The organism is Aurantiacibacter gilvus, from assembly GCF_038289935.1.
Taxonomy (GTDB): domain Bacteria; phylum Pseudomonadota; class Alphaproteobacteria; order Sphingomonadales; family Sphingomonadaceae; genus Alteraurantiacibacter; species Alteraurantiacibacter gilvus.
Genome location: NZ_JBBYHV010000002.1, coordinates 1057276 through 1070836 on the forward strand (window position 1 = coordinate 1057276; position 13561 = coordinate 1070836).

Consider the following 13561-nt stretch of genomic DNA (forward strand, 5'->3'; position numbering starts at 1 on the left):
GTTAGAGCGGAAGCCGTATTTCCGCCAGCAGGCCATCGACACCGCCGTCTTCGCCGATCCGGTTGATCAGCGACAAGGTGCCGCCGTGCTGTTCGGCAATCGCGCGGGCCAGCGTCAGGCCGAGGCCTGCACCACCGGTCTCGCGGCTGCGCGATCCTTCACCGCGGGTGAAAGGCTCCAGCATGCCGGCGATCTGGTCTTCGGGAATCCCGGGACCGTTGTCGGCAACGCGAATCACTGCCCACGAACGGCCAGCGTCGTCCTCGCGAGCCACGCTGATGCGGGCCTCCTGGCCATAGCGTAGCGCGTTGCCCACGAGGTTGCGGATCGCGCGGCGCAGCCAGGTGGCACGTACCAGCCTGGCGATGCGCTCCGTCTTCCCGAGCTCGACGGGTTCACCCATGTCCTCGTATTCCTCGACCACGCTGGCCACCAGCGCCGAAAGTTCGGTGCGTTCCAGCGGGTCGCTCGGGCGGCCGACGCGGGCGAGCGAGAGGATGTCGTCGAGAGTCGAGGTGATGTCTTCGATCGTCTGCGCCATGCGCGATCGTTCGTCGTCATCCTCGACGCTCTCGATGCGCACCCGCAAGGCGGCGAGCGGGGTCTTGAGGTCGTGCCCGATGGCGCCGAGCATGACGTCCTTCTCGTCCAGCAGTCCGGCAATGCGCGCTTCCATGGCATTGTGCGCGGTGATCAGCCGGCGCGTGTCGTCGGGGCCGGAGGGTTCCATCGGTTCGGGCGCGGGGCCGCCGCCGCCGAAGCTCTCGACGCGCCGCGTCAGGGTGGCCAGCGGGCGGCTGATCCGGCGCAGCAGCAGGGCGAGCCCGCCGACGAGTACGAGGTAGAGGATCATGGTCTGCATGATGACCCCGCGCAAGGCGTTCGAATCCGGGCGCGGCAGCGGGGCGCGGGCGATCAGCCAGCGATCGTCGCCTGCCCGCTTGAGGCCGGCCACGAGCAGCTCGGAGCCCTCCCATTCGGGCGGGCCGCGCCAGACCGGCCGGTCGCGCATGGCTGCCTGCACCAACGGATCGTCGGTGACACTGCGGCTGGTTACCACCAGTTCTTCGATCTCGACGCCCTGGTCTTCCAGCAGTTCGTGCAGCAACTGCTCGCGGCGCGGCTGGCGGCGTTCGCCGGCCAGCAGCGGATCGTCCTCGCTGGACTGCATGCGCAGGACGCGCGGGCGGCGACCGCCACGGCGACCTTCGCGGCGTCCGTCGCGCGCTTCTTCCACGCGCACGTCGATGCGCGGTTCGGCGACCAGCTGGTAGGCAAGGGCATTGGCGGTGCCGAACTCGTTGCGCGCCTGCTGCGCGCGGTAGAGCAGGACGGCCGAAATGGTCTGTGCCACCAGCAGCGCGAGCGCCACCGACAGCAGCATCTGGCCATGCAGGCTCTTGGGCAGGAAGCGGCGCATCTGGAGTCCCTTAAGTCCTGTCTCAGCCTTCTTCGGGGACGAAGCGGCGCACGTCGCAGGCGAGGCGGTAGCCGCCGCCCCAGACGGTCTGGATCAGCTTGGGATCGCGGCTGTCTTCCTCCACCTTGCGGCGCAGGCGGCTGACCTGGTTGTCGACCGCGCGGTCGAACAGGTGCGCCTCGCGGCCCTGTACCATGTCGAGCAGCTTGTCGCGGTCCATCACCTGCTTGGGATGGTCGAGCAGGGCCACCAGCAGGCGGAATTCGGCGGAGGAGATCGGCACTACGGTGCCTTCGGGGTCGGTCAGGCGGCGCTTTAGCGGATCGAGCAGCCAGCCATCGAATTCGTAATGGGCGTCCTGGTCGCGGGCAGGGGAGCTGCCCTTGCTGGCGCGGCGCAGGACCGAGCGGATGCGGGCCACCAGCTCGCGCGGCTCGAACGGCTTCACGACATAGTCGTCCGCGCCGATTTCGAGGCCGACGATACGGTCCATCGCCTCGCCCTTGGCCGTGAGGAAGATCACCGGCAGGCTCCTGCTTTCGACCAGGTGGCGGCAGAGCGAAATACCGTCTTCGCCCGGCATCATGATGTCGAGCAGGACCAGGTCCGGGTTGGAATCGAGCAGCACCGAACGCGCTTTCGCGGCGCTTTCGGCTTGCGTAACCGCGAAACCCTGGCGCGACAGGTAGTCGGCCAGGGGTTCACGCAGGCTGGCCTCGTCATCGACCAGCAGCAATTGGACCTGCTCGTCTGCCATTAGCGGTTGGCACCGCGCCGGTCACCCATGCGACCGCGATGCTCGGCGTGCTGGGCGCGGCGTTCCTCGGCGGTCACGGTGCCGTCGTTGTTGGTATCGGCGCGGTCAAAGCGGGCAAGCGCTGCGGCGGTGAATTCGGCCTGGCTCACGGCATTGTCACCGTCGGTGTCTGCCTGCTGCAGGCGCTGGCCCATCATGTGGGGACCGGCACCGCGCATGGCCATCCGCTGGGCACCACGGCGACCGCGGCGTTCGCCAGCTTCACCGCGACGTTCCTGCATGGCTTCACGGCGGGTTTCGCGGGCCGCCTGCATTTCCTCGAAGCTGACCTGGCCGTTGCCGTCAGCATCCATGCGGGCGAAGCGGGCATGTGCACGGGCTTCACGATCGGCGGCATCGAGCAGGCCGTCGCCATTGGCATCCATGCGGGCAAAGGCGGATGCGGCACGCGCCTCGGCATCGGCGCGGGTAATATCGGCACCGCGTTGCGGACGGTCCTGCGCGGCGGCAGGGTTAGCGGCAAAGGGCGCGCCAAGCAGCAGCGCGGACGTTGCGGCGGCCAGGAAAAGGGTCTTTATCATCTCGCGTTCTCCGTTGGGATCAACTGGTAGAGCAACGAAACGCCGGCTTGAAGGGGGGAGGGAGGAGTAAGTCGGCGTCTCGTCACTCTCAACGCCGTTTCTAGGCCTGTCTTGTCGCAGCATTATGCCCGGAAGGACAAGATTTGTCGCAGTTTGTCGCTGGCGGAGAGCGCCGTTCATCGGCGGCTTATCCGCCGGGCTCAGCGCGGACGGTGCTGGGTGCCTGCCCCAGCCGTGATGAACAAGGCCTCGCCTTCTCCGGTAATATCGGCGGTATGCCAGACGCCCGGCGGGTTGATGACATATTCGCCCGGCGTGATCGTGTTGCGAAGCTCTTCCCCGTCGATCTCCTGGATCAGCGTGAGCGATCCAGCGGTGCAGACCACGACTTCGGCACCTTCGGGATGCATTTCCCACATCGGCCAGTCTTCGGTGAAGCGGTATTGCGAGACGAGGCGACCCTCGGTGCCGTCGGCAGCGTTGCGGGCGCCGTAGTCGGCATACCATTCCATGCCGTCGAAAGGCGGCTGCGGTTCGGCAGTCGCGCCCAGACCCAGGTGGATCCAGTGCTCGTCCAGCCGCCGTTTCGTCACAGTGGCGCGCAGGCCGCTTCGAGCCATGCGAGGTCCGCCCCTTCCAGCTGCGGGGCCAGCAGGTCGCGGGTGCGCTGGTGATAGCTATTCCACCAGTCGATCTCGGCGGGCGACAGCAGTTCGCGTTTCACCAGCGTCCTGTCGATGGGGGCGAAGGTGAGCGTTTCGAAGCCCAGCCACTTGCCTTCGGCGCCCTCGATCTCGACGTCCTTCACCAGCACCAGGTTCTCGATGCGGATGCCGTAGGTGCCCGCCTTGTAGTAGCCCGGCTCGTTGGAAAGGATCATGCCCGCCATCAGCGGCTGGTCGGTTCCGGCCTGCGCGCCACGACCCTTGGCGATGCGCTGCGGGCCTTCGTGGACGCCGAGGAAGGCGCCGACGCCGTGGCCGGTGCCATGGGCATAGTCGAGGCCTGCCATCCACAGGTGCTGGCGTGCCAGCGTGTCGAGCGCGGAGCCCGGCGTGCCCGGCGGGAAGGTCTGCATGTCGAGCGCGATATGGCCCTTCAGCACGCGGGTGAAGCGGTCACACACCTCGTCGGGCGGGCTGTCGGGGCCGACCCAGATCGTGCGGGTGATGTCGGTCGTGCCGTCAGGGTACTGGCCACCCGAGTCGACGAGGTAGACGCTGTTGGGCTTGAGCGGGATATTGCTCTCTTCATCGACGCGGTAGTGCGGGCTGGCACCGTTGGGGCCGGCGCCGGAAATGGTGTCGAAGGAAAGGTCGCGCAGCAGGTCGCTCTCCTTGCGGAATTCGTGCAACTGCGCCGCAGCAGACAGCTCGTCGACGCCGCCCTTGGGGGCCTCGACACTCAGCCAGTGGAGGAACTTGGCGATGGCCGCGCCGTCGCGTTCCTGTGCGTCGCGATGGCCCTGCTGTTCGGCCTCGTTCTTGATCGCCTTGGGCAGCACGGTCGGATCGTCCTTGGTGACGATCTCGGCGCCGACCTCGTCGAGCCGTTCGAAAATGGCCGCGACAGAGCGCGCCGGGTCAGCCGCCACGCGCTTGCCTGCCAGCTCGGCAAAAGCAGCGGAGAACTCGTCACGCGGACGGATGCGCACGGCATTGCCCAGGGCCTGCGCCACTGCGGGCGTCACCTTCTCGGGCGCGATGAACCAGTCCGCCGTGCCGTCCGACTGCACCATCAGGTAGGACAGCGCGACCGGGGTGTGATCGACGTCGGCCCCGCGGATGTTGAGCGTCCAGGCCACCGAATCGAGCGCGCTGATGACCACGGCATCGAGCTTGTTCTTGCCCAGCCATTCGGCGATCTCGGCGCGCTTCTCGGCGCTGCTGCGACCGGCCAGCTTGTCGTCCTGCACATAGGCTTCGGCGGGCGAGGGGGCGGGCTGGTCTTCCCAGACGGCGTCGATGGGGTTGCCGTCGACCGGAACCAGTTCCGCGCCGACCTCTTTCAGCTTTTCTGCCACGCCCTTGGCCCAGCCGCGGGTATGGATCCACGGGTCGAAGCCGATCTTTGCGCCTTCGCCGACATTCTCGGCCAGCCAGTCGCCCATCGAATCGTCGGGTACCGACTTGTACTCGTAGAGTTCGCCGCTCACCTGCTCGCGCACCTGCAGGGTGTAGCGCCCGTCCACGAACATGGCCGCGCCCTTGCCGTTGATCGGGTGTGCCAGCACGGCGGCGCTGCCTGCCGAACCGCCGAAGCCGGTCAGCCAGCCGAGCCGCTGGGCATAGGCGCCGACATATTCGGACAGGTGCTCGTCACTGATCGGGACGACGAACCCGTCCAGTCCGCGGCGGGCGAGTTCTTTCCTGAGAGCGTCGAGGCGGGCTTCGTGTGTGTGCATCAGCATGGCTTGCAGTCCTTCGTTTGGGCCTACATAGGCGGCTTCCATGAGCGATTCCACCCGTGCCCCCGTGGCAGCCAAACGTCCCGTCGTATTGTCCCATCACGGCCTGTCGGTAACCGACGACTACGCCTGGTTGCGCGATCCCGGATATCCCGAGGTGACGGACAAGGAGGTGCTGGATCACCTCAAGGCGGAGAACGCCTTCTTCGAGGCCCAGATGGGCGGCCAGAAGGACCGCGTGGAGGCGCTGTTCAAGGAAATGCGCGCGCGGATCAAGGAAGACGATTCCTCCGTGCCGCAGAAGGATGGCGACTGGGTCTACTGGTCGGAATTCGAACAGGGCGGCGAGTATCGCAAGTTCTACCGCCGTCCCGTGGCGGGCGGCGAGGCGCAGCTGTTCCTCGACGGGCCGGCGTTGGCCGAGGGCCTCGAATACTTCAGTTTCGGCGATATCTCGGTCAGCGAGAGCGGGCGCTATATTGCCTATTCGACCGACACCAACGGCTCCGAACGCTACGTGGTGCAGGTGCTCGATACCGAGACGGGTAAGCTGCTGCCCGACCGGATCGAGGGGGTGAACACCGGCCTGGTCTGGGCGGCGGACGACACCGTGCTCGTCTATGGCCGCGCCAACGAGCAGTGGCGTGTGGACCGCATTTTCGCGCATACCATGGGCAGCGATCCCGCTGGCGACGTGGAGATCTACCACGAGGAACAACTGGGTTTCACCGCCCATCCGGAACTCAGCTCCAACCGCGAATGGCTGGTGATCGCCACCGGCGACCACGAGACGAGCGAGGTCATGTTCACGCCTATCGGCGATCCCATGGGGCCGCTGCGCATGGTCAGGCCGCGCAAGACCGGCGTCGAATATGCCGCCGATTTTCGTGACGACACGCTCTACATCTGGACCAACGACGAGCACGTGAACTTCCGCCTCGCCACGGCTCCGCTGGGCGATCCGGGCGAGTGGACCACGCTGGTCGCGGGGTCCGACGACTTCTACCTGACCGGCTTCGACCTGTTCCGCGATTTCTACGTCATCGAAGGGCGGCTGGACGGCCTCGACCAGGTGCAGGTGCGCTATTACGACGACCCGGCACGGGTGGAGGCCGTCGACTTCCCCGAAGCGAGCTATTCGGCTGGCCTGGGCGACAATCCCGAATGGGCGATGGACACGCTGCGGATCGGCTACCAGAGCCCGATCACGCCCGGCACGGTCTACGACTACCACGTCGCCAGCCGCGAACTGGAAGTGCGCAAGGTGCAGGAGATCCCCAGCGGGTTCGATCCTTCGCTCTACGAGGTCGAGCGCCTGAATATCGCGGCACGTGATGGCACCATGGTCCCGGTGACGCTGGTGCAGCGCAAGGATCGCGCCCAACGCTATCCGGAAGGGGGTGGCCCGCTGCACCTCTATGCCTATGGTGCCTACGGCCTGGCTGTGCCGCCGGGCTTTTCGACCACGCGGTTCAGCTTCATCGACCGGGGCATGGCCTATGCCATCGCCCATATCCGCGGCGGGGACGACCTGGGGCGCAACTGGTATCTCGCCGGCAAGCTGGCCGCGCGCGAGAATACCTTCAACGACTTCGTCGACGTCGCGCGCGGGCTGGTCGAGCTGGGCCATACGGCGCCGGGCAAGATCAGCGCCAGCGGCGGTTCGGCGGGCGGCGAACTGATGGGCGCGGTGATCAACCAGGCGCCCGAGCTGTTCGGGGCGATTGTCGCCCACGTGCCCTTCGTCGACGTGCTCAACACCATGCTCGACGAGACCCTGCCGCTGACGCCGGGCGAATGGCCCGAATGGGGCAACCCGATCGAGAGCAAGGAAGCGTTTGAGCTGATCCTTGGCTACTCGCCCTACGAGAATGTGACCGCGCAGGCCTATCCGCCGATGCTGGTGACCGCCGGCCTCAACGATCCGCGCGTCACCTATTGGGAGCCCGCCAAATGGGTCGCCCGCCTGCGCGAGCTCAAGACCGACGACAACCTGCTGCTGCTCAAGACCAACATGGGCGCTGGTCATGGCGGCAAGTCGGGCCGCTTCGAGGGGCTGAAGGAGACGGCGGAAGAAGTGGCCTTCATCCTGTGGCAGCTGGGGATCGAGGAGTGAGCTCGAGCTACTCCCTCACCTTCACCGCGCAGCCCGAGCACATCGACGCCAACGGCCACGTCAACAATGCCGTCTGGGTGCGCTGGATGGAGGAGCTGGCGGTCTCGCACTGGAATGCCCACGCCCTCCCCGAGCATGTCGAGGCCTATGTCTGGGTCGTGACCCGGCACGAGATCGACTATCGCGGCAACGTGCAGGAAGGCGCGGCGGTGAATGCCCTGACGGAAATCCGCGAGGGGCCGCGCGGCGCGCGGTTCGACCGGTATTTCACCTTCACTGACGAGGAAGGCCGCATTCTGGTGAGCGCCAAGACTACCTGGGCCATGGTCGACAAGGCCAGCCAGCGGTTGATGCGCGTGCCGCAGGAAGTGGCCGCGCCCTTCCTGCCGGACGCGCCCTAGGCGGCGCTGCGGCGTTCGGAATGTTTGCGGGGGCGAAACAGCTTGAGGCGTTCGCTGACCGTGCGGTTGCGCCCCTGTTCCTTGGCTTCGTAGAGCAGTTGGTCAGCGCGGGCGTAGACGTCGGCAAACCCGGCACTGGGCATCGCCGTATGGGGGAAGGAAACCATGCCCATCGAAGCGGTGACCACCCGGTCAAGCCCCACGACTTCGCGGGCAATGCGAATGGTGATTGCCTGACGCAGCTTCTCGGCGCGTTCGGTCGCATCGTCTCCGCGTAACAGGACGAGGAATTCCTCGCCGCCCAGCCTCATGGCGAGAGCCTCGGGATCGCTTTGCAGGGCCTTGGCGACGGCTTGCAGGGCGGCGTCGCCCACCTGGTGGCCGAAGGCGTCGTTGACGGACTTGAAATGGTCGAGGTCGATCAGCGCGAAGGTGTCGTAGCCCGCGCGGTGCAGGTCGTTGAATTGCTCGTCGATGGCGCGGCGGTTGAGAAGTCCGGTCAGCGGATCGCGGGTAGCCAGGTCCTCCAGGGCGCACTGTTGTGACCGCGCTAGGTCGCGCTCACTCTTGATCTTGAGGAAGCGGTCCGTAACGGCATAGGCCGTGACGATGACTTCGAAGGCCAGTGCGATATTCTGCAGCCAGTAGTTGTCGAGGTGGGTGCTGTTTGGTGCCGTGAGCCCCACGACGACATTGGACACGCCGACCAGCAGCAACGGCGTGTAGGAAAGCAGGATCCAGCGGATTGCCACACTGCCCCGGCGGAGGGCGTAAGCCATGATATAGGCCAGTGCGGCCAGATAGACGACGTAGCCGGCATAGTAGATCTGCGCCGTGATCGCCCCGAATACAGGCAGGCCAAAGGCCCCGACAGCGCTCAGGGAAACAGTGAGGCCGGCCATCGCGAACAGCAGCTTGCGCTGCCAGGGCCTGAACACATGCCTTTCCACGAAGCCGACGATCAACAGCGTTCCAGCGGCCACCATGCAATCGAAGGACAGGATTGCGATCACCCGCTGGGTGGCCATCGATAGATCGGTCAACAGCAGCAGCAGGCCCGAGAAGGTTGCTGTCTGCAATACTGCCAGCACGCAGAAGGCTGCATGATAGAGTGGGAAGGCACTCCGCAGCACGCGGTAGAAGCCGAGGTCGAAGAAGAACGGGGCCAGCAGGAGGCCGCACAGCAGGGCTGCCAGCAGGTGCTCGTAGGCCGCGATCGGCTTCGCCGGGATGCCCGCCATAGGCTGCGCGTCTGCGAGCGCTGCGGCCGACGGCGCGCCGTCCGCAATCAGCGCCACGGCGACTGGCGGTGCCTCGATCCGGGGCAGGACGACGGCTGCTTCCCGCAGGTTGCTCCCCGGCAGCAGGTCGTCGGGCGCGACCGTGCTGGTCGCCTGGGTCCCGTCAGCGGCAATGGCAACGACCTGCATTTCCTCGAAGTGCAAGCGGGTCAGCCGCAAGTAACCGGGGGCAGGATCGTCGGCAGCCCGGTCACGCAAGTCGAAGCGCAAGGCGAGGCGGTCGAAGTTCTCGGGACTGGTACCGTCGCATCGCCACGCGGAAGGCTCGCTCGCGAGCTCCGCGTAGGTCACCGATCCCGGCGCCTCGACGATGCAGACCGAACCCGGAGCGAAACCGCTTTGCTGTTCCTGCGCCAGCAGCGGCTGCGCGACGAACAGCGTCGCGAGCATGGCCATGCAGGCCATCAGGTACTTGGCAGGGGACCCATCCATAGGGCGACCCTAGCCGAGCAGCACCTGCGATTAGGTTAAAGGCAGCCGGCGAATTCCCCGGACCGCCGGATTGCCCCGATCAGGCAAGAACCTCTGTAATTTCAAGTAGATCGTAGCCCAACTCGCTTGCCACGGCGGGATAGGTGACACGGCCGGCATGCACGTTGAGGCCCTGGGCGAGGTGCGGATCGCGGCGCATGGCTTCCTTCCAGCCAAGGTTGGCGATGCGGATGGCGTGGGGCAGGGTGACGTTGTTGAGCGCGTAGGTGGAGGTGCGGCTGACCGCGCCCGGCATGTTGGCGACACAGTAGTGCACGATGTCGTCGACCACGTAGGTTGGCTCGTCGTGAGTCGTCGGCTTGCTCGTCTCGAAACAGCCGCCCTGGTCGATGGCGACGTCCACCAGCACGGCGCCGGGCTTCATGGTCTTGAGCATGTCGCGGCTCACCAGCTTGGGCGCGGCAGCACCCGGCACCAGCACGGCACCGACGACCATGTCCGCCTCGGCCACGGCCTCTTCGAGGTTGGCCTTGCTGGCAAAACGGGTGCTTGCACGCGCTTCGAAATGGGTGCCGACCTTCTCCAGCACTTCGGGATTGAGATCCATGATCACCGTATCCGCACCGAGCCCGGCAGACATTTGCGCAGCATTGAAGCCGACCACGCCGCCGCCGATCACCACGACCTTGCCCGGCATGACGCCCGGCACGCCGCCCAGCAGCACGCCGCGGCCGCCGTGGACCTTCTCCAGCGCGTTGGCGCCGGCCTGGATGCTCATGCGTCCGGCCACCTGGCTCATGGGCTTCAGCAGCGGCAGGCCGCCGCGCGGACCGGTGACGGTCTCGTAGGCAATCGCCGTGCAGCCTGACTTCACCAGCCCTTCGGTCTGTGCCGGATCGGGCGCCAGATGGAGGTAGGTATAGAGCACCTGGCCTTCGCGCAGGCGGGCGATTTCCTCTGCCTGCGGTTCCTTCACCTTCACGATCATCTCGCACTCGGCGAAGATGTCTGCGACATTGTCGATCACCTTCGCGCCGCAGGCGACGTACTGGTCGTCATAGGCACCGATGCCGGCGCCAGCGCCGGTCTCCATCCATACTTCGTGACCGTTGGCGACCAGTTCCTTGGCGCTCTCCGGAGTCAGGCCGACACGGTATTCACGGTTCTTGATTTCACGGGGGCAACCGATGCGCATTTTCGAGTCTCCTTGGGAGCAATCTCGTTACATGTGTAACAAGATTGCCGCAACTGGAATGAATCGTTCAAGCGCGCCTTGTGTCACTCCTGCGCGAACAGCGACAGGTCGATGCTTTCGCCCACGGCGCGCAGCCCGGCATCAGAGCCATGCAGGAAATCTCCCATGTGATAGCCTTCGCGCATGGTGGTGGGGTCTTCCGGATCGGCAAAGGCGAGATCGAGCCGGGTCACGGCGTCGAATTCGCCCGAATTGACAATCCAGTCGTTGATTGCCTGCCGCGCCGCTTCGCCTTCCTCGCTCCAGTAACTCGCACCCTTGTAGGGGCCGATGGGTGCGCCGATTACCGCGATGCCCTCGGCATGGGCGCGGGCGATCAGCTGGCGGTAGCCGTCGATCATCTGCTGCACGTCGATCTCGGGTTGGTCGAGGGTCAGGCCCGGGAAGCCGGGGCGCTGCGGGCCGTAGCGGTTGCCGATATCGTTCACGCCTTCGAAAATGATGATGTGCGTGACATTGGGCAGGCTCAGCACGTCTTCGTCGAAGCGGGCGAGCGCGCTTTCCCCCATGCCGGGGCTGAGCACGCGGTTGCCGCTGATACCGGCATTGGCGACGGCATATTCCATTCCCGCTTCTTCCAGCCGCTCGGCCAGCACGTCCGGCCAGCGGCGGTTCTCGCCGGGCGTGGAGCCGACCCCGTCGGTGATGGAATCGCCAAAGGCGACGATGGTGCCCAGGGCGTCATCCGAATTCACTTCGATGGCCGAAAGGAAAGCGCGGTGCTGCGCGGTGGAAACCGGTTCGAATTGGCCCCAGACATGGTTGCCCGGCGGCGAGACAGACAGTGTGTCGAGCCCGGTCAGGTGACAGGTGCAGGGCCCGGTTTCTTCCGGCAGGTAGAGCACCACTACCAGGCTGTCGAAATCCTCCGTCTGCAAGTCGACAACGTCGCTGACGAAGGGCGCGCCGCGCGGAATGACCACGCTTTCCTCGCCGCCGAAGGTCAGTCGCCGTCCGCTGGCGCGGATCTCCCGGCCACCGTCGTAGATGCGATAGACACGGGCACCGCCGATCACCAGCGGCCGGTCGCCGTAGCGGTTGGTGAGGCGCACTCGCAGTTCGCTGCCGCCCTCGGTAATCCGCACGACCTGGCTGATCGTCACGTCGTCATAGCTGGCAGCGGCAAAGGGGCCTTCGGTGCCGAGCGGGGCGTGCGGCGAGGCTGTCCAGCTGGCGACCCAGTTGTCTTCGGCGGCTGCCGGTGCGGCCAGCAGCAGGGCAGCGGCGGCAATGACGAGCTTGTTGATGAAATACATGCTGTTGGCCTCTCTTGCTGTATCTCCGGCTCTTGCGCGACCGGTCTTGCGAGTCGGCAACCTAACCCGCGATTGGAGCGGGGCAAGCGGCATGTAGGAAAGGCCTCAGGCCATCACGTCTTCGATGCCGGGCACGGTGATCGTCCGCTCGCCGCCGAAATCCTCGTGCACGGAGATCAGTCCGGTCTTTTCGAGATGTTCCAGCAGGCGGCGGATGCGCCCCGGCGAGGCCGTGCCGTAGACCCGCGCGAGGTGATCCTCGTCCGGCGTTCCGTGTCCGCGTGCGGCAGAGACCACGATGGCGAGGTAAGGCGCGAGGACATCGTCCGCCACGCCCTCGGCCATGGCCTCGACACGCTCGCGCTGCGCGGCATCGAGGCGGTCGACACCCGCGCTGGCAAAGGCGAACAGGCGGCGGAAGGTCGGCATGTCGACATGCGCGGAAGCAACGCCTTGCTGGCGGCAGCGGGTCGCGAAGTCGCGGAACAGGGTGCTGGCAGGACGGAAGGTCGCGCCGTCTTCGGCGGCCATGTCGCGCAGCACGGAATCGACGTCGCCCGCAGTGCTTTCGGCGGAGAGCGTTTCCTGCGGTTCCGCGCCCGAAGCGACCTTGGCAGCCATCGACTGCGCCAGCTCCTCCACCGGCGGCGGTGCGGGCGGCGGGGGAGGGGGCGGCTGGTGCACCTTCTCTGCCGCTTCCTCGGCAAGGTCGGCATGGAGCAGCTCGCCCATGGCGGCGGCATCGGCCTGCGGCAGCGGGGTGAGCGCGCTGGCGCTATGCTTGCCGCCGGTCTTCACCTCGCCGATGTGGACGGCCACCGGGCGGCGGCTGACGGCGGGGCCGAGTCCGAGGAAGTGCCCGCGTTGCAGGTCACGGATGCGTTCGGCCTGCTTGCGGTCCATTCCGAGCAGGTCCGCCGCGCGCTGCATGTCGATATCGAGGAAGGTACGGCCCATCAGGAAGTTGCTGGCCTCCGCAGCGACGTTCTTGGCCAGCTTGGCGAGGCGCTGGGTGGCGACGATCCCGGCGAGGCCGCGCTTGCGCCCGCGGCACATCAGGTTGGTCATGGCCGACAGCGTCATGCGGCGCGTGTCCTCGGCCATTTCCCCGGCAGCCGAAGGCGCGAACATCTGCGCCTCGTCGACCACCACCAGCGCGGGATACCAGTGTTCGCGCGGGGCATCGAACAGCGCGGTGAGAAACTGCGCGGCGCAGCGGATCTGCTGTTCGACCTCGAGGTCTTCGAGCGCCAGCACGACCGAGGCGCGGTGCTGCCGGATGCGGCCAGCCAGCGCCTCGATCTCGCGCGGCGAATAGCTCGCCCCTTCGACAACGACGTGGTCGAAATGGTCGGCGAGGCTGACGAAGTCGCCCTCGGGATCGATGACGATCTGCTGCACCAGCCCCGCGCTCTGTTCGAGCAGGCGGCGCAGCAGGTGCGACTTGCCGCTGCCCGAATTGCCTTGCACCAGCAGGCGCGTGGCGAGCAGTTCCTCCACGTCGACCAGCACCGGCGTGCCGTGCGCGTCCTTTCCGATTTCGATGTCAGCTTTCACCCGGCCGAGGTTAGGGGCGGCCACTGATTCGGCCTAGGTGCGCGAACCGGTTTATCCAGCGATTGTTGTCGTCTAGCG

The 13561-nt window shown here is 66.4% G+C and carries 11 protein-coding genes; 2 read left to right on the forward strand and 9 right to left on the reverse strand.

Annotated features, from left to right (window positions below; genetic code table 11):
• Position 1 precedes the first annotated feature (1 nt).
• From AAEO60_RS15190 to AAEO60_RS15210, 5 genes are all read right to left on the reverse strand, one after another.
• Complete coding sequence (locus AAEO60_RS15190) at positions 2–1420, reverse strand: sensor histidine kinase (RefSeq protein WP_341674557.1); 1419 nt, start codon at positions 1418–1420, stop codon at positions 2–4.
• A 22-nt stretch (positions 1421–1442) separates the two neighbouring features.
• Complete coding sequence (locus AAEO60_RS15195; RefSeq protein WP_341674558.1) at positions 1443–2177, reverse strand: response regulator; 735 nt, start codon at positions 2175–2177, stop codon at positions 1443–1445.
• Complete coding sequence (locus tag AAEO60_RS15200; RefSeq protein ID WP_341674559.1) at positions 2177–2758, reverse strand: EF-hand domain-containing protein; 582 nt, start codon at positions 2756–2758, stop codon at positions 2177–2179. Before AAEO60_RS15200 ends, AAEO60_RS15195 begins: the two co-directional genes overlap by 1 nt.
• Positions 2759–2958: 200 nt before the next feature.
• Positions 2959–3378, reverse strand: coding sequence for a cupin domain-containing protein (locus tag AAEO60_RS15205; RefSeq protein WP_341674560.1), 420 nt, complete (start codon positions 3376–3378; stop codon positions 2959–2961).
• Positions 3348–5168: an aminopeptidase P family protein gene (locus tag AAEO60_RS15210; protein ID WP_341674561.1), complete on the reverse strand. Its 1821-nt coding sequence runs from the start codon at positions 5166–5168 to the stop codon at positions 3348–3350. The genes AAEO60_RS15205 and AAEO60_RS15210 overlap by 31 nt, the downstream gene beginning before the upstream one ends.
• 40 nt (positions 5169–5208) lie before the next feature.
• Between AAEO60_RS15210 and AAEO60_RS15215 the strand changes: the two genes are divergently transcribed.
• A complete protein-coding gene (locus AAEO60_RS15215) occupies positions 5209–7281 on the forward strand; it encodes a S9 family peptidase (protein WP_341674562.1) in 2073 nt (690 codons plus the stop codon).
• A complete protein-coding gene (locus tag AAEO60_RS15220; RefSeq protein ID WP_341674563.1) occupies positions 7278–7682 on the forward strand; it encodes an acyl-CoA thioesterase in 405 nt (134 codons plus the stop codon). The genes AAEO60_RS15215 and AAEO60_RS15220 overlap by 4 nt, the downstream gene beginning before the upstream one ends.
• Here the strand turns inward: AAEO60_RS15220 and AAEO60_RS15225 are convergent.
• The 4 genes from AAEO60_RS15225 to AAEO60_RS15240 all read right to left on the reverse strand — a co-directional run bounded on the left by AAEO60_RS15225 (position 7679) and on the right by AAEO60_RS15240 (position 13483).
• Positions 7679–9415: a GGDEF domain-containing protein gene (locus AAEO60_RS15225; RefSeq protein ID WP_341674564.1), complete on the reverse strand. Its 1737-nt coding sequence runs from the start codon at positions 9413–9415 to the stop codon at positions 7679–7681. The genes AAEO60_RS15220 and AAEO60_RS15225 overlap by 4 nt on opposite strands.
• A 79-nt stretch (positions 9416–9494) precedes the next feature.
• On the reverse strand, positions 9495–10610 hold the full coding sequence (gene ald, locus AAEO60_RS15230) for an alanine dehydrogenase (protein WP_341674565.1): 1116 nt from the start codon (positions 10608–10610) through the stop codon (positions 9495–9497).
• Between the two features lie 83 nt (positions 10611–10693).
• A complete protein-coding gene (locus AAEO60_RS15235; protein ID WP_341674566.1) occupies positions 10694–11926 on the reverse strand; it encodes an SGNH/GDSL hydrolase family protein in 1233 nt (410 codons plus the stop codon).
• Between the two features lie 105 nt (positions 11927–12031).
• On the reverse strand, positions 12032–13483 hold the full coding sequence (locus AAEO60_RS15240; protein ID WP_341674709.1) for a helicase HerA domain-containing protein: 1452 nt from the start codon (positions 13481–13483) through the stop codon (positions 12032–12034).
• Between the last annotated feature and the right edge of the window lie 78 nt (positions 13484–13561).

What these genes read in the sequence shown, in the direction of transcription:
- AAEO60_RS15205 (WP_341674560.1), bottom strand. Translation starts at nt 3,378, where the DNA reads ATGGCTCGAAGCGGCCTGCGCGCCACTGTGACGAAACGGCGGCTGGAC.
- AAEO60_RS15215 (WP_341674562.1), top strand. Translation starts at nt 5,209, where the DNA reads ATGAGCGATTCCACCCGTGCCCCCGTGGCAGCCAAACGTCCCGTCGTA.
- AAEO60_RS15225 (WP_341674564.1), bottom strand. Translation starts at nt 9,415, where the DNA reads ATGGATGGGTCCCCTGCCAAGTACCTGATGGCCTGCATGGCCATGCTC.
- AAEO60_RS15190 (WP_341674557.1), bottom strand. Translation starts at nt 1,420, where the DNA reads ATGCGCCGCTTCCTGCCCAAGAGCCTGCATGGCCAGATGCTGCTGTCG.
- AAEO60_RS15195 (WP_341674558.1), bottom strand. Translation starts at nt 2,177, where the DNA reads ATGGCAGACGAGCAGGTCCAATTGCTGCTGGTCGATGACGAGGCCAGC.
- AAEO60_RS15200 (WP_341674559.1), bottom strand. Translation starts at nt 2,758, where the DNA reads ATGATAAAGACCCTTTTCCTGGCCGCCGCAACGTCCGCGCTGCTGCTT.
- AAEO60_RS15235 (WP_341674566.1), bottom strand. Translation starts at nt 11,926, where the DNA reads ATGTATTTCATCAACAAGCTCGTCATTGCCGCCGCTGCCCTGCTGCTG.
- ald (WP_341674565.1), bottom strand. Translation starts at nt 10,610, where the DNA reads ATGCGCATCGGTTGCCCCCGTGAAATCAAGAACCGTGAATACCGTGTC.
- AAEO60_RS15210 (WP_341674561.1), bottom strand. Translation starts at nt 5,168, where the DNA reads ATGCTGATGCACACACACGAAGCCCGCCTCGACGCTCTCAGGAAAGAA.